This is a genomic window from Mangrovihabitans endophyticus, assembly GCF_014646155.1.
Lineage (GTDB): Bacteria > Actinomycetota > Actinomycetes > Mycobacteriales > Micromonosporaceae > Actinoplanes > Actinoplanes endophyticus.
Genome location: NZ_BMMX01000001.1, coordinates 235,720 through 256,820 on the forward strand (window position 1 = coordinate 235,720; position 21,101 = coordinate 256,820).

The following is a 21,101-nucleotide window of genomic DNA, read 5'->3' on the forward strand; positions in this document are numbered from 1 at the left end:
GCCACCGCGGTCAGCGTCGGGCTGCCCGGCACCAGGTAGCCGTCGTGCCCGTCCACCCCGGCCACGGGCAGCGGCCGGGCGCCGAACGCCGCCGTCGACGGCCGCCGGCCGTGGCCGAGCCCGAACAACCGTAGCTGCGGGATGCGCCGGATCCAGTCGGTCTCGGCCAGGGCGGACCACACCCGTACGCCGTCCAGGTCCCGGGCGTGCTGCACGCCCATGCCGGGTGCGCCGAGCGCGACCACATCGGTGACGGCGGGCAGGCCGGGCGCGGCCAACCCGACGACCAGGGCGCCGTAGCTGTGGCCGATCAGCGTGACCCGGACATGTGGGCGGCCGGCGGTCAGCCGGGTCACGAAGGCGCGCAGCGCGGCGGCACCGCTGCGGGCCCGCGTCTGCCGTGCGGCCTGCAGGCCGAGGCCGTCCGGCGGGTCGTAACCCAGCCAAGCGACGACGGCGACGCCGGGTGCCGCGGCGTGCAGCGCGCGGGCCTGCACGGCGGGCGCGCGCCGGGCGACGCCACCCAGGCCCCGGTCGAAGTCCCGCAGGGAGGTGTTCACGCCGGGCACGAGGATCGCGACGTGGGTGGCGGTGGACGGGTCGCCGAGGACTTCGACGGCGGTGCCGTCGCCGGTGGCGTCGAAGGCGAGGAAGTGCCGGCCGGTGACGGCCCATGACGCGTAGGGCTGTCCGGCCGCCCGCATCGCCCGGACCACCGCGGGCGGGGTGCCGCCGGACTCGGGCGGCGCGGTGGGCACCGTCACGGCGGGCCGTGGCGTGGCGGGCCGGAGCGCGGTGGCCGGGCCCGCGGTGGCCGGGCCCGCGGTGGCCGAGCCCGCCGTGGCCGAGCCCGCGGTGGCCGGGCCCGCGGTGGCCGCAGTCCCCCGCAGGGGTGCCGGGAGGCCGCCGGGAAGGCCGAACGTCAGCAGGACCGGCAACACGAGGATCGATGGGGTGCGCATGCCGGGAAGGGTGCGAGCGTGGACGGTGGCGAATCGTCACACCGGGGGCGGAACGTGCCGGGGCACCCACGGTGCTACCGGCGGGCCGGGGTGGCACCGCGGACCGGTGCCGTCTCAGCGGTCGCCGATGACCACCAGCCCGCTCTCGTACGCGAAGATCACCGCCTGGGCGCGGTCACGCAACGACAGCTTCGCCAGGATCCGCCCGATGTGCGTCTTCACGGTCTGCTCGGCGACCACCAGCTCGGCCGCGATCTCCTGGTTGGACAGGCCGCGCGCGATCTGCCGCAGCACGTCGGTCTCCCGTGGGGTGAGGCCGTTCAACGCGACCGGGCGGGCCCGGCGCGCGGCCGGGCGAGCGGCGAACTCGGCGATCAGCCGGCGCGTCACCGACGGGGCGAGCAGGCCGTCGCCCGCGGCGACCACGCGCACCGCGTGCACCAGGTCGGCCGCCGGGGCGTCCTTGAGCAGGAACCCGCTGGCCCCGGCGCGCAACGCTTCGTACACGTAGTCGTCCAGGTCGAAGGTGGTCAGGATGATCACCCGTGGCCCGTCGTGGTGACCCGCCCCGAGGAGTTGCCGGGTGGCCTCCAGCCCGTCCAGTTCGGGCATCCGGACATCCATCAACACGACGTCGGGACGCAACCGGCGGGCCGCCGCGACCGCCTGCGCGCCGTCCGCCGCGTCGCCGACCACCAGCAGGTCGGACTGCGCGCCCAGCAGCGCGCCGAAGCCCTCCCGCACCATCGCCTGGTCGTCCGCGATCAGCACCTTGATCATGCCGTCGGCCCCTCCGGCTCATACCGCGCCGCCGGCCCTTCCGGCTCGTACGGCAGAGTCGCCCGGACCAGGTAGCCGCCCCGGTCGTCCGGGCCGGCCGACAGGGACCCGCCCAGCAGCTCCGCGCGTTCCCGCATGCCGACCAGGCCGTGCCCGTCGCGGGCCGGCGTGACGGGATCGCCGGGCGGGAGACTGTTGCGCACGGTCAGCGCCAGCGACCCGCCGTCGGCGCGCAACCGGACCTCGACCGTGCCGCCCGCGGCGTGCCGTGCCGCGTTGGCCAGCGCCTCCTGGGCGATCCGGTAGACCGCCAGGCCGGTCGGGTCCGGCACGCCGGGACACGGGTCGCCGTCGTAGGCCACCGACATGCCCGCCCGCCGCGCGGTCTCTACCAACGCCGGCACGTCGGCCAGTCCGGGTTGCGGCGCGCGCATCGCGTCGCCGGTCTCCGCGCGCAGCGTGCCGAGCAGCCGTCGCATCTCGGTCAGCGCGGACCGTGCCGACCGGGCGATGGACTCCAGCTCGGCGCGGGCCGGCTCGGGGAGGCCGGCATGCCGGTAGGGCGCGGTCTCCGCCTGCACCGCGATCATCGACATGTGGTGCGCCACCACATCGTGCATCTCGCGCGCGATGCGAGCGCGTTCCTCCAGCAGGGCCCGGCGGGAGCGTTCCCGTTCGGTCAGCTCGGCCTGCCGGGCGAGTTCCCGCCGACCGGTCCGGCGGCGCGCGACCACGTCGCCGGCCAGCGCGACCACCACCATCAGCGCCGCGAAGCCGTACGCGTTGGCCTGATCGGTGTAGAGGAACGGCACCACGACGGCGGCGGTGGTGGCCCAGAAGGTGAGCGCGGCCGTCTCGGTGGCGGCCAGCACCGCGATGGTCGCCAGGAAACCGATGATCTGCACCGGGGACCACGGCCAGGACTCCGACGCCCGCGCGTGCAGGGTGCCGAAGAAGAGCATCGGATAGGCCACCCGCCAGGCGACGATCGGGTTGCGCACGACGAGCACGAGCGGCAGCACGGTAGCGCCGGAGAGCAGGACCGCCACCAGCTCCGGCATGTCCCGGTTGCCGGACAGGTACTGGGTGTTCGCCGCCGCGAGGCCGAGCGCGGCGAGCAGGAGCAGCGGGACGGCGTACCGCAGGAACCGGTGGCGCGGCATCGTCAGGCGTCGTCCCGGTCCGAGAAGCAACCGGCGCAGCGGGGCCGCAGCCTCGTGCGCCACCGCCATACCGATAGGCTCCATCCCAGCAGGTTACGGCGGTGTTGCCGCCGCGTCGTGCCCCCGAGGTGCCGCCCGGCGCCTGCCACCGGGGTATGACGTCGACACGACCGGGAGGGGATCGTAGTGCCGCGGACCGTGCTGGTGACCGGGGGCAACCGGGGCATCGGGCTGGCCATCGCGCAGGCCTTCGTCAAGCAGGGCGATCGGGTGGCGATCACGCATCGTGGCAGCGGCGCGCCGGAGGGCATGTTCGGTGTGCAGTGCGACATCACCGATCCGGACGCGGTGGACGCCGCCTTCGCCGCCGTGGAGGCCGAACTGGGCCCGGTGGAGGTGCTGGTGGCCAACGCCGGCATCACCGACGACACGCTGCTGATGCGGATGTCCGAGGAGCAGTTCACCCGGGTGATCGACACCAATCTGACCGGCGCCTTCCGGTGCGCCAAGCGGGCCAGTGGCAAGATGCTGCGGGCCCGGTGGGGGCGCATCGTGTTCATCTCCTCGGTGGTCGGCCTGTACGGCGGGGCCGGCCAGGTGAACTACGCGGCGAGCAAGGCCGGCCTGGTGGGCATGGCCCGCTCGATCACTCGTGAGCTGGGCACCCGTAACATCACCGCGAACGTGGTCGCTCCCGGCTTCATCGACACCGACATGACCGACGCGTTGCCGCAGGCCCGCAAGGAGGAGATCCTCAAGGCCATCCCCGCGGGCCGGCTCGCGCAGCCGGACGAGGTGGCCGCGGCGGTCACCTGGCTGGCCGGTGACCAGGCGGCGTATATCTCGGGCGCGGTCGTCCCGGTCGACGGCGGCCTCGGCATGGGTCACTGACCCGCGACACTTCAAGGAGATATCGTGTCCGGATTGCTGGCTGGCAAGCGGCTGCTCGTCACCGGCGTCATCACCGACGCCTCGATCGCCTTCTCGGTGGCCAAGATCGCGCAGGAGAACGGCGCGACGGTGGTGCTGACCGGCTTCGGCCGGATGTCACTGGTGGAGCGGATCGCCAAGCGGCTCCCGCAGGAGGCGCCGGTGATCGAACTCGACGTCACCGACCCGTCGCACCTGGATTCGTTGCCGCAGCGGGTGCGCGCGCACGTGGACGGGCTGGACGGCGTGGTGCACTCGATCGCCTTCGGGCCGCAGAGCGTGCTCGGCGGCGAGTTCCTCAACGCGGGCTGGGCGGACGTGGCCAAGGCCCTGGAGGTCTCGACGTACTCGTACAAGTCGCTGGCCACCGCCTGCCTGCCGCTGATGGACGCCGGGGGCAGCATCGTCGGCCTGACCTTCGACGCCACCAAGGCCTGGCCGGTGTACGACTGGATGGGGGTGGCCAAGGCCGGGCTGGAGTCCGCCTCCCGCTACCTCGCCCTGCACCTGGGCAAACAGGGCATCCGCAGCAACCTGGTGTCGGCCGGCCCGCTGCGCACCATGGCCGCCAAGTCCATCCCCGGCTTCGAGCAGTTCGAGGATGCCTGGGCGCAGCGGGCGCCGCTGGGCTGGGACCTGACCGACCAGGGGCCGGCCGCCCGCGCGGTGTGCGCTCTGCTGTCCGATTGGTTCCCGGCCACCACCGGGGAGATCGTGCACGTGGACGGGGGATATCACGCCCTCGGGGCGTGACTTCGCACCCATCGGGCACACCCGGGCGCGCGACGCCGGGTGTGCCCGCGAGAAGATGTCCCGGTGGCGTACGACGCGTTTCTCCTGCTTTCCTTCGGCGGCCCGGAGCATCCCGATGACGTGATGCCGTTCCTGCGCAACGTGACGCGCGGGCGCGGCGTGCCGGACGAGCGGCTGGCCGAGGTGGCCGAGCATTACCTGCACTTCGGCGGGGTGTCGCCGATCAACCAGCAGTGCCGGGATCTGCTGGCCGCGGTGCGGGCGGAGTTCGCCGCGCACCGGGTGGACCTGCCCGCGTACTGGGGGAACCGCAACTGGCAGCCGATGCTGGCGGACACCGTGGCGCAGATGCGCGACGACGGGGTCACCCACGCGCTCGGCTTCGCGACAAGCGCGTACGGCGGCTACTCCTCGTGCAAGCAGTACTGGGAGGACATCGCCGCGGCGCGCGCCCACGTCGGCCCCGGCGCGCCCGCGATCAGCAAGCTGCGGCAGTTCCACGACCACCCCGGCTTCGTGGGCCCCCACACCGACGCGGTGCGTGCCGCGCTGGCCACCTTGGACCCGGCGCGCCGGCCGACCACCCGGCTGGTCTTCACCGCGCACTCCATCCCGACCCGGATGGCCGAGACCGCCGGCCCGGACGGCGGGCGTTACACCGCCCAGTTGCAGGAGATCGCGGAGCTGGTGCACGCCGCCGCGGCCCCGGACCTGAGCTGGGATCTGGTCTGGCAGAGCCGGTCCGGTCCGCCGCAGGTGCCGTGGCTGGAACCGGACATCAACCACCACCTCACCGCACTGGCCGGCAAGGACGTGACCGACGTGGTGGTCAGCCCGATCGGCTTCGTCTCCGACCACCTCGAAGTGCTGTGGGACCTGGACAATGAGGCCCGGGACACGGCGCGAGACCTCGGCCTCGGGTACGCGCGTGCGGCCACGCCGGGCACCGACCCCCGGTTCGTCACCATGATCCGCGAGCTGGTCGAGGAACGTACGCGTGACGCCGCCCGGCAGCGGCTGGGTACGCTGCCGGTCTGGGACGTCTGCCCCGCGGACTGCTGCCCGTCCCCGCAACGCCGAGGAGCCTCATGACCGAGCGCAAGGCCATCGAGAGCTGGCTCACCGACATGGACGGTGTGCTTGTCCACGAGGGTGAGCCGGTGCCCGGAGCACCGGAGTTCGTCAACCGGATGAAGCAGTCCGGCAAGCCGTTCCTGATCCTCACCAACAACTCCATCTACACCCCACGTGACCTGCAGGCCCGCCTGCTCCGCATGGGTATCGACGTGCCCGAACAGGCCATCTGGACCTCCGCGCTGGCCACCGCGCAGTTCCTGGCCGACCAGCGGCCGGGCGGCACCGCGTACGTGATCGGCGAGGCCGGCCTGACCACCGCCCTGCACGCGGTGGGCTACGTGCTGACCGACTACGCGCCGGATTACGTGGTGCTCGGTGAGACCCGCACCTACAGCTTCCAGGCGATCACCTCGGCCATCCGGCTGATCAACGACGGCGCGCGGTTCATCTGCACCAACCCGGACGCGACCGGCCCCTCCAACGAGGGGGCCCTGCCCGCCGCGGGGTCGGTGGCGGCGATGATCTCCAAGGCGACAGGCGTGGAGCCGTATTTCGTCGGCAAGCCCAATCCGATGATGATGCGGTCGGCGCTGAACACCATCGAGGCGCACTCGGAGAACACCGCGATGATCGGCGACCGGATGGACACCGACGTGCTGTGCGGCCTGGAGGCGGGCCTGGAGACGATCCTGGTGCTGACCGGCATCAGCACGCGGGCGGAGAGCGAAAAATACCCGTACCGCCCGTCGCGCATCGTCGACTCGGTGGCCGATCTGACCGGCGAGATCTGACCGATCAGGTTTGGAGAAGCGCCCGCCGCCGCGGGTGGCTAGCGTGATCGTCCTGGGCGTCACCGGGTGCGAACTCCCTCGCCGGGAGTGATGTGCCGCCGAACCGCGGATGCGGGGCTCGCCGGTGCGCCAGACTGACCCGACCGGCCACAACCGCAGGAGTGACCATGCCCGGCGTATCCACCGAGGGAGCCAAGACGCTGCTCCACCCCGTCTCCGACCTGACCGCCGCGAAGAAGGTGTACGCCGCGCTGCTGGGCGTGGAACCGCAGCACGACGCGCCCTACTATGTCGGCTTCGACGTCGCCGGCCAGCACATCGGGCTGGTACCCGGCGGCGGGCCGCAGGGCATGACCACGCCGGTGGCGTACTGGCATGTGCCCGACATCGAGGCGAGGCTTGCCGAGGTGACCGCCGCGGGCGGCACCGTGCGGGAGCCGGCGCACGACGTCGGCGGCGGGCGTCTGGTGGCCACCGTCACCGACCCCGACGGCAATGTGCTGGGGCTGCTGCAGGACCGTTGAGCGGCGGACCACGCCGGAGGACAGAGGGGGGACCTGAGGATGGCCGCGAGGACGAACGCCCGGGCCGCGGCGGCGCACGTCGCCGACAGCCACGATCTGATCCGTGTGCACGGCGCGCGGGAGAACAACCTCAAGGACGTCAGCATCGAGCTCCCGAAGCGGCGCCTGACGGTGTTCACCGGCGTTTCCGGATCGGGCAAGAGCTCGCTGGTGTTCGGCACCATCGCGGCCGAGTCGCAGCGGATGATCAACGAGACGTACAGCGCGTTCATCCAGGGCTTCATGCCCACGCTGGCGCGGCCCGACGTCGACGTCCTGGACGGGCTGACCACGGCGATCATCGTCGACCAGGAGCGGATGGGCAGCAACCCGCGATCCACCGTCGGTACCGCCACCGACGCGAACGCCATGCTGCGCATCCTCTTCAGCCGCCTCGGCAAGCCGCACATCGGCTCGTCGCAGGCGTTCTCGTTCAACGTGGCGTCGATCAGCGGCGCGGGCGCGGTCACCGTGCGCAAGGGTGGACAACAGGTCAAGGAGCGCCGGTCGTTCCGGCTCACCGGTGGCATGTGCCCACGCTGTGACGGTCGCGGCTCGGTGCAGGACTTCGACCTGTCCGCGCTGTACGACGCGGACAAATCGCTCAACGAGGGCGCCCTCACCATTCCCGGCTACACCATGGACGGCTGGTACGGCCGCATCTTCCGGGGCTGCGGCTTCTTCGACCCGGACAAGCCGATCCGCAAGTTCACCAAGCGGGAACGGGCCGACCTGCTCTACAAGGAACCCACGAAGATCAAGATCGAGGGCATCAACCTCACGTACGAGGGACTGATCCCGAAGATCCAGAAGTCGATGCTCGCCAAGGACGTCGACGCGATGCAGCCGCACATCCGCGCCTTCGTCGAGCGGGCGGTCACCTTCACCGTCTGCCCGGACTGTGACGGCACCCGGCTCAGCGCCGAAGCCCGGTCCTCGAAGATCAACGGCAACAGCATCGCCGACGCCTGCGCGATGCAGATCAGCGACCTTGCCGACTGGGTGCGCGACCTGCGTGAGCCGTCAGTGGCGCCGCTGCTGGAGGCGCTGGGGGAGACCCTCGACTCGTTCGTGGAGATCGGGCTCGGTTACCTCTCGCTGGACCGGCCGTCCGGCACGCTGTCCGGCGGCGAAGCGCAGCGCACCCGGATGATCCGGCACCTCGGCTCGTCGCTCACCGACGTGACGTACGTCTTCGACGAGCCGACCGTGGGCCTGCACCCGCACGACATCCAGCGGATGAACGACCTGCTGCTGCGCCTGCGGGACAAGGGCAACACGGTGCTGGTGGTGGAGCACAAACCGGAGACGATCGTCATCGGGGACCACGTCGTCGACCTGGGACCGGGCGCGGGCACCGGCGGCGGCGAGGTGGTGTACGAGGGCACCGTCGCGGGGCTGCGCAAGAGCGGCACCCGCACCGGGCGTCACCTGGACGACCGTGCCACGCTGAAGTCCGCGGTGCGCTCGCCGTCCGGGAAACTGGCCGTGCGCGGCGCCGCCACGCACAATCTGCGCGACGTCGACGTGGACATCCCGCTGGGCGTGCTGGTGGTGGTCACCGGGGTGGCCGGGTCGGGCAAGAGCTCCCTGATCCACGGCTCGGTGGCGGGCCGCGACGGCGTGGTGGCGATCGACCAGGGCGCCATCAAGGGTTCCCGCCGCAGCAACCCGGCGACCTACACCGGCTTGCTGGACCCGGTCCGCAAGGCGTTCGCCAAGGCCAACGGCGTGAAGCCGGCCCTGTTCAGCGCCAACTCCGAGGGCGCCTGCCCGGTGTGCAACGGCGCCGGCGTCATCTACACCGATCTGGCCATGATGGCCGGCGTCGCCACCACCTGCGAGGAGTGCGCGGGCAAGCGATTCCAGGCGGAGGTTCTCGAATACCACCTGGGCGGCAGGGACATCGCCGAGGTGCTCGCGATGCCGGTGGCGCAGGCGGTGGAGTTCTTCGGCGACGGTGACGCGCACCTGCCCGCGGCGCACCGGATCCTCGACCGGCTCTCCGACGTGGGCCTCGGCTATCTCACCCTCGGCCAGCCGCTCACCACGCTGTCCGGCGGCGAGCGGCAGCGGCTCAAGCTGGCGACGCACATGGGGGAGAAAGGCGGCACGTACGTCCTCGACGAACCGACGTCCGGCCTGCACCTGGCGGACGTGGAACAACTGCTGGCCCTGCTGGACCGGCTCGTCGACGGCGGCAAGTCGGTCATCGTGATCGAGCATCATCAGGCGGTCATGGCGCACGCGGACTGGATCATCGACCTGGGGCCGGGTGCGGGCCACGACGGCGGGCGAATCGTCTTCGAGGGCACACCGGAAGACCTCGTCGCGGCCAGGTCGACGCTGACGGGTGAGCATCTGGCGACCTACGTCGGGGCATGACGCCGGGCACGCGGGTCAGGGGCACAGCGGGGCGTTGCAGGCGGCCACCAGCGCCTGGCGGCACGCCGCGGTCAGCGGGCGCAGCGCCGCGTCCCGTTGCTGCGCCTCGTAGCCGTTCACCGCGCTGCCGGGCGCGCTGTGCTCGGCCAACGCCAGCACCTGGTCGAGCACGCTGGCGCGGGCGAACAACCGGCGGGCGCGCGGGTCGAAGCCGACCGGCAGCGTCGCGGTGCTGTCCGGGCGCCGCAACGCCTGCAGCGCCCCGGCCAGCTCCGGCCGCCACTGCGCCACGTCCAGGCGGGTGAGCAGGGTGGTGGCCTCGGCCAGCGCGGCGGTCAGCTCCGCCTCGGCCTCGGGGGCGCCCATCTGGAACACCGGCCGGTGTTCCGGGGCGGGGAAGACCCGCCACAGCACGGTCTCGAACTCGACGCCGGAACCGGAGGTGTGCCGGCGGACCTCCGGCACCACGCCGAAGCCGCCGGCCATCACGGCCTCCCCGGCGAGCATCGCGGCGCCGGTCAACGGGCCGGGGCCGGGCAAGCCACGCGGGTCGCCGGGCGCGGGCAGCACCAGCCGGATGTCGTCGGGGTGCAGCTTGGCGAAGACCGGCAGGCCCTCGTTCAGCGGCACGTCGGTCCAGGTGCCGGGCGCGTCGGAGACCAGGTGCTCCTCGTCACCGGCGATCTCGTCGGCCAGCTCGTCGAACGGGACGAGTCCGGCGCGCCAGGCGCGCACCCACGCCACGAACCGGGTGGACCGGCGGGGCGTGAGCGTCGCGGCATTCGCAGCGCTGGACATGCGAGCAAGGGTACGTGGACGCGTACCGGCTTGTCTCGGCCGGAGCGTCGGTGAACGAAGTGTCACAGCAATCGGGTTACCGTGCCTGCATGTATGGGGAGGACGTGCTGGCCGGCAACTGGCGGCGGCGCAAGACGGTGCCCGAGGTGGACGCCGAGCCGGACATGGTGGTGGAGGACGCCGACTCGGGGTTCTGCGGCGCGGTGGTCGGATTCGAGCTGGACGCGGTGGTGCTGGAGGACCGGCACGGGCGACGGCGCAACTTTCCGCTGGCGCCGGCGGCCTTCCTGCTGGACGGTCAGCCGGTGACGCTGCGCCGCCCCCGGGCGAGCGCCCCGGCGCCGGCCCGGCAGCGCACCGCTTCCGGCTCGGTGGCGGTGCGCGACGCCCCGGCCCAGGTGGCGCGGGCGAGCCGCATCTGGGTGGAGGGCATCCACGACGCCGCGCTGGTCGAGCGGATCTGGGGCGACGACCTGCGCATCGAGGGCGTGGTGGTGGAGCCGCTGGACGGGATCGACGAGCTGAGCGCCGCGGTGCGCGACTTCCGGCCCGGCCCGCAGCGCCGCCTGGGGGTGCTGGTCGACCACCTGGTGCCCGGTTCCAAGGAGAGCCGCATCGTCGCCGCGGTGACACACCCGGACGTGCTGGTGACCGGCCACCCGTACGTGGACATCTGGCAGGCGGTGCGGCCCGAGCGGATCGGGCTGCGCGCGTGGCCGCGGATTCCCCGCGGGCAACCGTGGAAGGAGGGCGTGTGCGCGGCGGTGGGCGTGCGCGAACCCGCCGACCTGTGGCGGCGCATCCTGGCCTCGGTGCACAGCTACAAGGACGTCGAGACGCCCCTGATCAACTCGATGGAGCGGCTGATCGACCACGTCACCACGTGAGCTGCGGCGGTCCTAGGCCAGGTGGCGCGGGTCGCGACGGAACACGAACGTGGCGATGTCCAGGCCGGCCACCTCGCCGTCCGGGGTGCGCTGCACGGCCAGCACCTCGCCGTGGTTCGTGCCGTCGACGCCGCGCCAGCGGTCCGGGCCTTCCCGGGTGAACCGCGACGGCCGTCCCGGGCGGGCCACCTCGTCCAACGTCAGCTCGTCCCCGTCGGCGCGCATCTCGAACTCGCGGCCCATCCACCACCAGCGGCCGCACAGCGGGGCTGCCTCGGCGCTCGGCGGCGCGGGTGCGCGCCACGGCTCGGGCGCCGGCGGCTCCGCGTCCAGCACCGCGCTCAGCGCGCGCAAGCCGACCTCCTGGATGCTGGTGCCGGTCATCCCGTACGCGTTGGCGAACGCCACCACGCCGATCCGGCTGCGACGGTGCACGCTCAGGTGTGCGACGTACCCGGGCATGGAACCGCCGTGGCCGACGTAGATGCGTTCGCCGACCCGGTAGAGCTGCGGGCCGAGCCCGTGTCCCGACGTCCAGGACTCCAGGTCGCTGAGGAACACCGGGGTGCACATCTCGTCCACCGTCTCCGGGCTGAGCACCTCGCTCGGCGGATCGGCCAGGAACCCGGCCCAGGTCGCCATGTCGGTCACCGTGGACCACAACTGTCCGGCCGGGGCCATCGCGCCGGCATCCGGCCGGGGTTCCTCGTGCAACGAGCCGTCCAGGGCGTGCACCACGTAGCCACGGGCGAACGGCTCGACCGGTGCGTAGCTGGTCCGGGTCATGCCCAGCGGGTCGAGCACGCGCTTGCCGACCAGATCCGCCCACGTCGTGCCGGTGACCCGTTGCAGAACCGCGCCGAGGAGCCCGTACGCGAGATTGGAGTAGCGGAACCGGCGGAACGGCGGCCCGGCGAGCTTGTCGAACGCCAGGTCGGCCAGCAGCCGGTCGACGTCGCCGCCGGGGTTGCGTTCCCACCACGGTCCGTTCGGCTCGCGTTGCAGCCCGGACACGTGACCGAGCAACTGCCGCAGCGTCACGCCGCCCACCGAGGTGCCCGGCAGGTGCCGGTAGAGCAGGTCGTCGAGGGCGAAGAAGCCTTCGTCGCGTAGCTGCATGACCATGGTGGCGGTCAGCGTCTTGGTGATCGAGCCGATCCGGTACTGGGTCTGCGGGTCGGGGACCGGTTGCGCACCGGCCGCGGCGAAGTGCAGCACGGCACGGTCCCGGACCACGGCCAGTGCCAGGGACGGCACCCGTCCCGCGGACTGGGCCCGGGCGGCGATCTCGTTCACTCGACGGCCGGTTTCCGGCAACAGGGACACGGCAAGCCTTTCGCAGGGGACGTCCCTGTCTAACTTCCCGTCCGGCATATGGCTACGCCCGTCCCACGCCCCGGCTCGGTGCCGCTCCGGCCCGTGCGGTCGGGGCGCCGGTGTGGCTGAGCGTGCGGCCGGTGCACGAGGGCCGGACATCTGTCGCCGTACGTGCGCCGACGTGTCACGATCGAGGGGTGGAGGCCGTCATCTGGATCGTTCTCGGCATCGCGCTCGCGATCGCCGAAGCGTTCACCGTGACCTTCCTGGTGATCTTCTTCGCGGCGGGTGCGCTGGCTGCGGCCGGAGCCGCCGCCCTGGGCGCGCCGCTGTTGCTGCAGGTGATCGTCTTCGCCGCGGTCTCCGGGCTCTCCGTCGGCGCGATCCGGCCGATCATCATGCGCCACCAGCGTCCCGCGGTGGAGTCCGGACAGACCCCGTTCGGTCTGGAGGCCATCGAGGGATCCGCGGGGACCGTGCTCGAAGAGGTCGACGCCGAGCACGGCATGATCAAGATCGACGGGGAGCTGTGGACGGCGCGCGCCTACGACCACACGGAGAAATACCAGCCCGGTGAACGCGTCCGGGTCATCAAGGTTCGTGGCGCCACCGCTCTGGTGTGGCGTGACGACATGCCGAACATATAGAGGGGCGCCATGGAAGCAGTTGTGGGTGTACTCATCTTCGTGATCGCCCTGTTCGCGGTGATCACGCTGGTTCGTGCCGTGCGGATCATCCCGCAGCAGCGGATGGACGTGGTGGAGCGGCTGGGGCGATACAAGCGCACCCTGTCGCCCGGCCTGAACCTGCTGGTGCCGTTCGTGGACGCGGTGCGCACCAAGGTGGACATGCGTGAGCAGGTGGTCAGCTTCCCGCCCCAGCCGGTGATCACTTCGGACAACCTGGTCGTGTCGATCGACACGGTCCTGTACTTCAAGGTGGTCGACCCGGTCCGGGCGACGTACGAGATCTCGAACTTCCTGCAGGCCATAGAGCAACTGACCGTCACCACGTTGCGTAACGTGATCGGCTCGCTGGACCTGGAGCGGGCGCTGACCAGCCGCGAGGAGATCAACCGGCACCTGTCCGGTGTGCTCGACGAGACCACCGGCCGCTGGGGGATCAAGGTGACCCGGGTCGAGATCAAGGCGATCGAGCCGCCGCCCAGCATCCGCGACTCGATGGAGAAGCAGATGCGCGCCGAGCGGGACCGCCGCGCCGCCATCCTCAACGCGGAGGGCCACAAGCAGGCGCAGATCCTCACCGCCGAGGGTGAGAAGCAGGCGGCGGTGCTGCGTGCCGACGGTGACCGGCAGTCGCGCATCCTGCAGGCCGAGGGGCAGGCGAAGGCCATCCGGACGGTGTTCGACGCGATCCACACCGCGAACCCGTCGCAGAAGGTGCTGGCCTACCAGTACCTTCAGTCGCTGCCGCAGATCGCCAACGGCTCGGCGAACAAGGTCTGGATCGTGCCGACCGAGCTGACGAAGGCCCTCGACGGGCTCGGCGGCGCGCTCGGCGGCCTCGCCAGCATGGCGGGCGACGAGCCCACCGAGGACGTCAACTCGGGTGCCGTCGAGCGCGAAGCCGTGGAGGCGGCGCAGGCCGCGGCGGCCGAGGCGGCGGCGGTCAACGCCCAGGTCCGCGAGGCGGAGGCGCAGGTGTCCGGGGACAAGCCGGCCCGTGTGCCGGTCACCGGCGCCGGCGGCACGCCCAGCCTGCCCGCCCCGGAGGCGGTTCCGCCGTCGGCGGCGCTGGGCGGGGCGGACTACGCCGAGGCGGAGTCCGACCGCGCCTGAGGCTCGCACGACGATGAGGCGGAACGGCCCCGGCCGTTCCGCCTCATCCGTCACCGGCGTCGCAGATGTCCCTCGCCGGGCCCGATTTCCCCGGTTTCCCGGTTGACAATCCGGTCCATTTGGGATGCTGATCCGTGGACCAGACGCGGCGACAGGGAGACCTCGATGAGCGTCAGCGAGCACCAGACCGCCAGCGGGCGACCGCTGCGGGTGGCGCCGGCCTGGGTCGGCGGCGCGCGGCCCGTCGTCGACGACCCCAGCCTGCCGGTCCGCGAGGCGGTGTGGATCTGGTCGGTGCGCCGGTACGCGCGCGCCGGTCTCTGGGCACTGCCCGTCGGGGCGGTGCTCTACGGGTGGTCCACCCTCGGCGTGACCTCCCCGCCCGGGCCGCTGGCGGTGCGTCTGCTCGCCGGCTGGCTGTCCACCATCGCGATGATCGCGCTCACCGGCCTGCTGGCCGGTTCCCGGACACGCCGGTTCGCCATCGCCGGCCTGCTCGTCGGCCTCGCCGGTTCCATCCTGCTGCTCTCCCTCGTGGCGCTGCCGTCCGGCGTGGGCCCGGACGGTGCGGCAGTGACCGCCGACCATGTCACGACCCTGGCAACCGTCGGCGCGGCCGTCACCGGCACCGGATGGCTGCTGCTCGGCTGGGCCGTGCTCCGGTCCCGGATGGCCAACCCGGCCGACGGCGTGTTGCTGATGCTGGCGGCGGTCTCGATCGGCGCCGGTTCCTACGCGGTACGGCCGCTGCCGACCGTCGGCGCGCTGCTTCTGCTGGCCGCCGGCATGGGGCTGGCCTGGACCGGCAGCCGGCTGATCCCGCGCGTCTGAGCCGGGTCGCCGGTGGGCGGCACGCCGGTGGCATGCTGCGGGAGGGGTGGCCGCAGCGGGCGGGGGCCGGAGGGGGAGAAGCGATGAAGGTGGTCGGTGACATCTCGATGTCCCTGGACGGCTTCGTGACCGGGCCGGATCCGGATCTCGACCACGGCCTGGGCCACGGCGGCGAGGGCCTGCACACCTGGGCGTTCAGCGACGACCCCGTCGACGTCGAGGTGCTGGCGGAGTCGACCGCGGCGACCGGCGCGGTGGTCATGGGGCGGCGGCTGTTCGACATCGTGGACGGCCCGCACGGATGGAACGACGAGGTCGGCTACGGCGCGGGACACGCCGCGCGGCCGCCGGTGCTGGTGGTGACGCGGCGCCCACCCGAGCAGGTGCGGCTGGGCGACCGGTGCACCTTCGTGGTGGACGGCATCGCCAGCGCCGTCGCGAAGGCCGCCACGCTGGCCGAGGACCGCGACGTGGTGGTGATGGGCGGCGGGCAGACCATCCGCGGCGCCCTGGACGCCGGCCTGCTCGACGAGGTGCGCCTGCATCTGTCGCCGGTGATCCTGGGCTCGGGCACGCCGCTGTTCCAGGGCGGGGTGGCCCGCGCGTTGCGTCAGATGCACGTGCGGTCGTCCGGCAACGCGACCCACGTGACGTATCGCGTCGACCACACCTAGTCCGTCCGGGAGAGCTCGTAGAAGGCGATCGCCGCCGCCGTCGCCACGTTCAAGCTGTCCACCCCACGACGCATCGGAATCGCCACGCCTGCGTCCGCGGCCCGCAACGCCTGGCGGCTCAGGCCGGGGCCCTCGGCGCCCAGCAGCAGCGCGGGGCGGGCGCGGTGCTCGGCGGTCAGCCGTGGCAGCGCCACCGCGTCGTCCGCCGGGGTCATCGCCAGCAGCGTGAACCCTGCCGCGCGCACCGTGTCCAGGGCCTGTGGCCACGGCGCCGCCTTCGCGTACGGGATGGCGAAGACCTCGCCCATGCTCACCCGCACCGCCCGGCGGTAGAGCGGGTCGGCGCAGTCCGGCGACAGCACCACCGCGTCGATGCCCAGCGCGGCGGCGCTGCGGAACAGCGCTCCGAGGTTGGTGTGCGTGTTCAACCCCTCCAACACCGCCAGCCGACGGGAGGTGGCCAGCAGGTCCGGCAGGTCGGGCAGCGGACGGCGGTGGAACGACGCCAGCACGCCGCGGTGCACGTGGAAGCCGGTGATCGCCTCCAGCACCACCGGGGCGGCGGTGAAGACCGGCGCCTGCGGACGCAGATCGTCGACCTGGTCGGCGCGTTTGCGGTCGATGAGCACCGACCGCGGCCGGTATCCGGCACGCAAGGCCCGGCGTATCACCAGTTCGCCCTCGGCGATGAACAGTCCGTTCGGCGGTTCCCACCGGGTGCGCAGCTCGACGTCGGTGAGCGCCCGGTAGTCGGCGATCCGGGCGTCGTCGGGGTCGGTGATCTCAGCGTCCGGCACACCGGCATTCTGCCCGCGGCCCGATCGCCGCCCGGACACCGGTCCCGCGCCCTCGCGCCGGAGACGACCGACGCCGATGTGCAGTACGGTTGTCCCATTCGACGTGGGCCACGGGGAAGGGGCGCCGGGTGTCCGATTCCGACCAGCATCGGACGGCTGCCGAGGGTGCCGGACCCCACGGTGTCGAGCGGACGCCCCACCTGCCCGCGCTGCGGCGTGTCCCCGCGCTGCCCCATCTGCCCGCGCCGCCCCCTCCGCCGTTGCCGCCCCCTCCGCCGTTGCCGACCGCGCACGCGCCCGGCCCGCCGAGCCCATCCCGCCCACCGGGCCAGCCCGGCGTCATCGGCCAGCCCGGCGTCATCGGCCAGCCCGGCGTCATCGGCCAGCCCGGCGTGACCGGCCAGCCCGGCGTGACCGGCCAGCCCGGCGTGACCGGCCAGCCCGGCGTGACCGGCCAGCCGGGCCAGCCCGGCGTGACCGGCCGGCCCGGCGTGATGGGGTCGCGGGGTGTGCCGGGCCCGTCGGCGCCGGTGGGCAGCCCGGCCGGTACGGCTCTGCCCGGCTCGGACCGGCCGGCCGACGGCATGGACCCCGCCGACCAGGCCGCGCTGCGCGAGATCCAACGGCTGCTCGGCAACAGCCTGTCGATGGCCGGCGGGCCGGAGGCGGTCGCCGAGCGGCTGCGCGCGACGTTGCTGCAGGCCCGGCCAGAGATGCTGACGCGGCTGCCGGGCGGCCTGGCGGAGCAACGCGCCCAGCTTGCCCAGGGCCTGATCTGGCTGGTGCATCACTGGGACGACCCGCCGCGAATGGCGGCCGGCTGCGCGCAACTGGGCGCGGTGCTCGCCGCCTGCGGGGTGCCGGTCGCCGAACCCGCGCTGATCGGCGCCGCCCTCGCCGAGGCGATGCGCGCCGGCATGGCCGCGGGCGGCTGGCGGCAGGACTTCGACCAGGCGTGGCGGTCCACGCTGCGCCGTGTGCGGGGATGGGTTGCGCACGGGGCGTCCGTCGCGGCGTACCAGCCGACGACCTGGCTGGCGGTGGTGGAGTCGCACGAACGCCGCCGGCCCGACCTGGCCGTGCTCCGCCTGCGGCCGTACCTTCCGATGCCGCTGCGTCCGGGCCAGTACGCGCGGATCGAGGTGCCGCAGCTACCCGGCGTGTGGCGGCCCTATTCGCTGGCCCTGCGCCCGGACGGCGCGTTGGAGCTGCACGTACGGGCGAAGTCCGCGACCGGGGTGAGCGGCACGCTGGTGTATGACACCGCTCCCGGCGACCGGGTGCGCCTGGGCCCGCCGGAGGGCGACATGGTGCTGGCCGCCGCTCCCGGCCGCGATCTGCTGATGATCGCCGGGGACACCGGCGTGGCGCCGCTCAAGGCGTTGCTCACCGAGCTGGCGGTGACCGCCGATCCGCGGTCCGCGGTGCTGTTCTGGGGCGTGCGTGATCTCGACGAGCTGTACGACGTCGAGGAGATCACCGCGATCGCCGGCTCGTGCCGGCGCGCCACCGTGGTGCCGGTGGTCTCCGAGGGCGAGGCCGGGCGGTACGCGTCCGGGCTGGTGACCGACGCGGTGGCGGCCTACGGCGAGTGGTCCGGGCACGAGGTGTTCCTCGCCGGCCCGCCGCTGATGCTTGCCGCGACAAGTGCCGCGCTGCACCAGCTCGGGGTGGACGGCGGGCGGATTCACCACGACGACCCGACGGCCGGCTGAGCTCCACGGGCGCCGGAGGAGTCAGCCCGCGGCGTCCGCCAGGATCTTCGCGTATGCCGGTGGCACGAACGCGGGCCCGCCCGGGGTGAGCACCTCGTCGCGGGACGCCGCCGCCCATGCCGACGGCGGGATCTCGGCGCGTAGCGCGGTCAGCACGGGCGCGTCGTCGGTGAGCATGGACAGCGCCACCACCGACTCCGCCACCTCGCCGACGCACTCGAAGGGCTTGTGCGCGTCGAGGCCCAGCAACTCCCGGAAGCCGGGCAGTTGCGCCGGGTCGGCGAACAGGTCGTGACCGAAAATGTGGGCCAAGCGCGCCCGGTCCATGGCCGGCGCCATGGCCAGGAAGACGAACCGGCACTTCGGGCAGTCGGCGCACCAGCGCGCCGTCGGGTCGTGCAGCTTGAACGCCTTGTTGCAGCTCGTCACCACGTCGTCATAGCGGGTGTGCTGCGCGAACAACTGGGCGATGTGCAGTTCGGACAGTGTGCGCAGCAGCGAGAAGTAGGGCTCGGTCAGCCCGGTGTGTGCGGTCACCGCGGCGCGGAGCAGCCCCTCGGCGACCACACCCTTGGACCACTGATGGTTGACCGCGTGACCGTTCCAGATCAGGTTGGGGTCGGAGGCGGAGCGCTCGTTGGACATCACCACCGGACCCAGCCCGTGCAGCACCGCGGTGGCGATCGCGATAAGCGAGTTGATGGCGGTCACCGGGATGTGCCCGTTCAGCGCGCCGGCCGCGTTCAGCTCGAACAGCCGCGGGTCGAGGCGGCGGCGTGCGGACAGCGCGGGCAGGCCGGAAGCGGCGTTGACGCTGTCGATCACCCGGTTCGGGTTGACCGAGAACGGCACCGGATCGAGGCCGGCCGAGCGCAGCATCTCCAGGGTGACGATGGAATCCTTGCCGCCGCCGACCGGCGACAGCGGGCGGCCGTGCGCGTTGTCCACCGGGTCGGCGGCCGGCGTCGTGCCCGGCGTGGTGACCCGCAGCTCCAGCACGTGCGGCAGATCGTTGCGGTACGCGTATTCCGCCAGCCCGTCGGTGTAGACGGCGGTGAACAGCGCGGCCACCTCGGCGGGCACCGGCCGGGGCGCCTCGATGCGCGGCGGCGCGCCCACCTTGTAGTAGCTCACCCCGGCCACCACGTGCAGCAGCTCCAGCACCCTGGCGAAGGCCGGCGGGACCTCGCCGCGCTCCGGCATCGGGAAGGTGATCGTCTCGGTGAAGGTCAGGTCGTCCAACGCGTAGTCGAACGTGGCCACCCCGGTGGCCGGATCGAACGCGTACGCGGGAAACCGCATGACCTCGTACCGCTGGCGCACCCGCACACTCCCGTCGTCGTACCGGCCCGCCATACTAGTTGCTGCCGATGCAAAGGGAGGGACGACGTGCGCCTGGCAGACCTGCAGGGCCGGTCCGTGGCGATCTGGGGTACCGGGCGGGAGGGCCGGGCAGCCGTGCGAGCGGTCGCCGCGCACGGCCCGAGTCGTCTGCTGGTGGTGGAGGACAGCGCCAACTACCTGTCCGTGCCGTGGGAGGGCGAGCTCGCCCGGCTCGCGCCGCTGGCCGGCGGCGACCACGCATTCGGCGCGCTGCTCGCCGCCGACGTGGTGGTCCGGTCGCCGGGGGTGCCGCAGACGCATCCGTGGATGAGCCGGCTGCGCGAGCGGGGCGTGGTGATCACCGGTGGCAGCGCGGTGTGGATGGCCGACCACGCGTCCCGGACCGTCGGCGTGACCGGGAGCAAGGGCAAGAGCACCACGTCCAGCCTGATCAGTCACCTGCTCGCGGCGGCCGGCCGGCCGAACGTGTTCGGCGGCAACATCGGCGTGCCGCTGCTCGACCTGCCCGACGCCGAGCGCTACGTGCTGGAGCTGTCCAGCTATCAGTGTGCGGACCTGACGGATTCGCCGCGGGTCGCGGTGGTCACCTCACTGTTCCCGGAGCATCTCGACGCGCACGGCGGCGAGGAGGCGTACTACCGGGACAAGCTGAACATCCTGGCGCACGATCCGGAGCTGATCGTGGTGAACGGCGCGGACCAGCGGTTGATGTCGGCGACCGCGCATCACCGCACGGTCGCCGCGGCTGCGTCGGACTCCGACTTCCGGATCGACGGCGACATGGTGTCGCGGCGCGGGGAGCCGGTGTTCCCGCGCTCGGCGTTGCGGCTGCGCGGCGTGCACAACGGACGCAACCTCTGCGTCGCGCTGGCCGTGCTGGACGGCATGGGCGTCGACGTGATGGCCATGCGGGACGTCTTGCAGCAGGCGGTGCGCGGGTTCGAGGGGTTGCCGCACCGACTCGCCGAGAGCACCGACCCGTCCGGGCTGACGTTCGTCGATGACACGCTGTCCACCAGCCCGTACTCGGCGATGCACGCCATCGACGCGTACCCAGACCGGCCGTTGACCGTGCTGGTCGGCGGCACCGACCGTGGCCTGGACTACGCGCCGTTGCGGGAGCATCTGCGCGGGCGCGACATCACCGTGATCGGCCTGCCGGACAGCGGCCCGCGCATCCTGGAGGAGCTTGCCGGGCTGCCCGGCGTGCGTACCGAGAACGCGGAGGACCTGCCGGCCGCGGTGCGCCTGGCGCGCACGCTCACGCCGGCCGGCGGCGTGGTCCTGCTGTCTCCGGCGGCGCCCAGCTACGGCCGGTTCCGCAACTTCGAGCACCGGTCCGAGGTGTTCCTGCGGGCGGTCCGCGACAGCGCCTGATTTTTATTTCCATCGCCACCCCGGCTGTTTCCGGGAGGTTGCGCGTGCCCGGGGAGTCGGCCCGACGGGTCGAGCGCGCATCGGGCGTTCGGCCGAGTGAAAAACCGGCATAAGTTACCGAACGCGCTTTTCTCCCCGTGCGACAAATGCGACACGAA

The 21,101-nt window shown here is 72.7% G+C and carries 20 protein-coding genes; 13 read left to right on the forward strand and 7 right to left on the reverse strand.

From position 1 onward, the window contains the following. The 3 genes from IEY73_RS01010 to IEY73_RS01020 all read right to left on the reverse strand — a co-directional run. The coding region (locus tag IEY73_RS01010; RefSeq protein ID WP_229715319.1) for an alpha/beta hydrolase at positions 1–962 on the reverse strand (962 nt) is incomplete at its 3' end. 114 nt (positions 963–1,076) lie between these two features. After that, positions 1,077–1,742, reverse strand: coding sequence for a response regulator (locus IEY73_RS01015; RefSeq protein WP_189077097.1), 666 nt, complete (start codon positions 1,740–1,742; stop codon positions 1,077–1,079). Continuing rightward, the gene (locus IEY73_RS01020; RefSeq protein WP_229715321.1) at positions 1,739–2,989 is read right to left on the reverse strand and encodes a sensor histidine kinase; all 1,251 of its coding nucleotides are present in this window, start codon (positions 2,987–2,989) and stop codon (positions 1,739–1,741) included. Before IEY73_RS01020 ends, IEY73_RS01015 begins: the two co-directional genes overlap by 4 nt. Positions 2,990–3,091: 102 nt before the next feature. Here IEY73_RS01020 and fabG point away from each other — a divergent pair, with 102 nt between their 5' ends. The 6 genes from fabG (at position 3,092) to IEY73_RS01050 (ending at position 9,404) form a co-directional block, all read left to right on the forward strand. After that, positions 3,092–3,796, forward strand: a complete 705-nt coding sequence (gene fabG, locus IEY73_RS01025) for a 3-oxoacyl-ACP reductase FabG (protein ID WP_189077098.1) — start codon at positions 3,092–3,094, stop codon at positions 3,794–3,796. A 24-nt stretch (positions 3,797–3,820) separates the two neighbouring features. Continuing rightward, positions 3,821–4,588 (forward strand): enoyl-ACP reductase FabI, encoded by a 768-nt coding sequence (fabI, locus tag IEY73_RS01030; RefSeq protein ID WP_189077099.1) that lies wholly within the window; start codon positions 3,821–3,823, stop codon positions 4,586–4,588. Positions 4,589–4,651: 63 nt separating this feature from the next. Then, a complete protein-coding gene (locus tag IEY73_RS01035) occupies positions 4,652–5,680 on the forward strand; it encodes a ferrochelatase (protein ID WP_189077100.1) in 1,029 nt (342 codons plus the stop codon). Then, positions 5,677–6,456 carry an HAD-IIA family hydrolase gene (locus IEY73_RS01040; RefSeq protein ID WP_189077101.1) on the forward strand — a complete coding sequence of 260 codons (780 nt, stop codon included), beginning with the start codon at positions 5,677–5,679 and terminating at the stop codon, positions 6,454–6,456. Before IEY73_RS01035 ends, IEY73_RS01040 begins: the two co-directional genes overlap by 4 nt. A gap of 167 nt (positions 6,457–6,623) precedes the next feature. After that, on the forward strand, positions 6,624–6,980 hold the full coding sequence (locus tag IEY73_RS01045) for a VOC family protein (protein WP_189077102.1): 357 nt from the start codon (positions 6,624–6,626) through the stop codon (positions 6,978–6,980). 39 nt (positions 6,981–7,019) lie between these two features. Then, positions 7,020–9,404 carry an ATP-binding cassette domain-containing protein gene (locus tag IEY73_RS01050; RefSeq protein ID WP_189077103.1) on the forward strand — a complete coding sequence of 795 codons (2,385 nt, stop codon included), beginning with the start codon at positions 7,020–7,022 and terminating at the stop codon, positions 9,402–9,404. Between the two features lie 15 nt (positions 9,405–9,419). On the opposite strand, the gene IEY73_RS01055 is transcribed toward IEY73_RS01050, so the two are convergent. After that, positions 9,420–10,202 (reverse strand): Rv1486c family protein, encoded by a 783-nt coding sequence (locus IEY73_RS01055; protein ID WP_189077104.1) that lies wholly within the window; start codon positions 10,200–10,202, stop codon positions 9,420–9,422. 89 nt (positions 10,203–10,291) lie between these two features. Here IEY73_RS01055 and IEY73_RS01060 point away from each other — a divergent pair, with 89 nt between their 5' ends. Further along, positions 10,292–11,089, forward strand: coding sequence for a DUF3097 domain-containing protein (locus IEY73_RS01060; RefSeq protein WP_189077105.1), 798 nt, complete (start codon positions 10,292–10,294; stop codon positions 11,087–11,089). Positions 11,090–11,101: 12 nt separating this feature from the next. Here the strand turns inward: IEY73_RS01060 and IEY73_RS01065 are convergent, their stop codons facing one another. Further along, the gene (locus IEY73_RS01065) at positions 11,102–12,415 is read right to left on the reverse strand and encodes a serine hydrolase domain-containing protein (protein ID WP_189077106.1); all 1,314 of its coding nucleotides are present in this window, start codon (positions 12,413–12,415) and stop codon (positions 11,102–11,104) included. A 188-nt stretch (positions 12,416–12,603) separates the two neighbouring features. Here IEY73_RS01065 and IEY73_RS01070 point away from each other — a divergent pair, with 188 nt between their 5' ends. The 4 genes from IEY73_RS01070 (at position 12,604) to IEY73_RS01085 (ending at position 15,710) form a co-directional block, all read left to right on the forward strand. Further along, positions 12,604–13,053 (forward strand): NfeD family protein, encoded by a 450-nt coding sequence (locus IEY73_RS01070; protein ID WP_189077107.1) that lies wholly within the window; start codon positions 12,604–12,606, stop codon positions 13,051–13,053. A gap of 9 nt (positions 13,054–13,062) precedes the next feature. Further along, positions 13,063–14,205: an SPFH domain-containing protein gene (locus IEY73_RS01075; protein ID WP_189077108.1), complete on the forward strand. Its 1,143-nt coding sequence runs from the start codon at positions 13,063–13,065 to the stop codon at positions 14,203–14,205. Positions 14,206–14,370: 165 nt separating this feature from the next. Continuing rightward, positions 14,371–15,036, forward strand: coding sequence for a hypothetical protein (locus IEY73_RS01080; protein ID WP_189077109.1), 666 nt, complete (start codon positions 14,371–14,373; stop codon positions 15,034–15,036). Between the two features lie 83 nt (positions 15,037–15,119). Beyond that, positions 15,120–15,710, forward strand: a complete 591-nt coding sequence (locus IEY73_RS01085; RefSeq protein WP_189077110.1) for a dihydrofolate reductase family protein — start codon at positions 15,120–15,122, stop codon at positions 15,708–15,710. Here the strand turns inward: IEY73_RS01085 and IEY73_RS01090 are convergent. Further along, positions 15,707–16,591 (reverse strand): TrmH family RNA methyltransferase, encoded by an 885-nt coding sequence (locus tag IEY73_RS01090; RefSeq protein ID WP_373292734.1) that lies wholly within the window; start codon positions 16,589–16,591, stop codon positions 15,707–15,709. The two genes, IEY73_RS01085 and IEY73_RS01090, sit on opposite strands and share 4 nt — an antisense overlap. A gap of 44 nt (positions 16,592–16,635) precedes the next feature. On the opposite strand from IEY73_RS01090, the gene IEY73_RS01095 reads away from it, so the two are divergent. Next, positions 16,636–18,222, forward strand: a complete 1,587-nt coding sequence (locus IEY73_RS01095; RefSeq protein WP_229715325.1) for a globin — start codon at positions 16,636–16,638, stop codon at positions 18,220–18,222. Between the two features lie 21 nt (positions 18,223–18,243). On the opposite strand, the gene IEY73_RS01100 is transcribed toward IEY73_RS01095, so the two are convergent. Then, positions 18,244–19,578 (reverse strand): MurL-like N-terminal domain-containing, encoded by a 1,335-nt coding sequence (locus IEY73_RS01100; RefSeq protein ID WP_373292718.1) that lies wholly within the window; start codon positions 19,576–19,578, stop codon positions 18,244–18,246. Positions 19,579–19,611: 33 nt separating this feature from the next. Between IEY73_RS01100 and murD the strand changes: the two genes are divergently transcribed. Then, on the forward strand, positions 19,612–20,943 hold the full coding sequence (gene murD / locus IEY73_RS01105) for a UDP-N-acetylmuramoyl-L-alanine--D-glutamate ligase (protein ID WP_189077113.1): 1,332 nt from the start codon (positions 19,612–19,614) through the stop codon (positions 20,941–20,943). The last annotated feature ends 158 nt before the right edge of the window (positions 20,944–21,101 follow it).

What these genes read in the sequence shown, in the direction of transcription:
- IEY73_RS01015 (WP_189077097.1), bottom strand. Translation starts at nt 1,742, where the DNA reads ATGATCAAGGTGCTGATCGCGGACGACCAGGCGATGGTGCGGGAGGGC.
- IEY73_RS01020 (WP_229715321.1), bottom strand. Translation starts at nt 2,989, where the DNA reads ATGGAGCCTATCGGTATGGCGGTGGCGCACGAGGCTGCGGCCCCGCTG.
- IEY73_RS01040 (WP_189077101.1), top strand. Translation starts at nt 5,677, where the DNA reads ATGACCGAGCGCAAGGCCATCGAGAGCTGGCTCACCGACATGGACGGT.
- IEY73_RS01045 (WP_189077102.1), top strand. Translation starts at nt 6,624, where the DNA reads ATGCCCGGCGTATCCACCGAGGGAGCCAAGACGCTGCTCCACCCCGTC.
- IEY73_RS01050 (WP_189077103.1), top strand. Translation starts at nt 7,020, where the DNA reads ATGGCCGCGAGGACGAACGCCCGGGCCGCGGCGGCGCACGTCGCCGAC.
- IEY73_RS01055 (WP_189077104.1), bottom strand. Translation starts at nt 10,202, where the DNA reads ATGTCCAGCGCTGCGAATGCCGCGACGCTCACGCCCCGCCGGTCCACC.
- IEY73_RS01060 (WP_189077105.1), top strand. Translation starts at nt 10,292, where the DNA reads ATGTATGGGGAGGACGTGCTGGCCGGCAACTGGCGGCGGCGCAAGACG.
- IEY73_RS01075 (WP_189077108.1), top strand. Translation starts at nt 13,063, where the DNA reads ATGGAAGCAGTTGTGGGTGTACTCATCTTCGTGATCGCCCTGTTCGCG.
- IEY73_RS01080 (WP_189077109.1), top strand. Translation starts at nt 14,371, where the DNA reads ATGAGCGTCAGCGAGCACCAGACCGCCAGCGGGCGACCGCTGCGGGTG.
- IEY73_RS01085 (WP_189077110.1), top strand. Translation starts at nt 15,120, where the DNA reads ATGAAGGTGGTCGGTGACATCTCGATGTCCCTGGACGGCTTCGTGACC.
- IEY73_RS01100 (WP_373292718.1), bottom strand. Translation starts at nt 19,578, where the DNA reads ATGGCGGGCCGGTACGACGACGGGAGTGTGCGGGTGCGCCAGCGGTAC.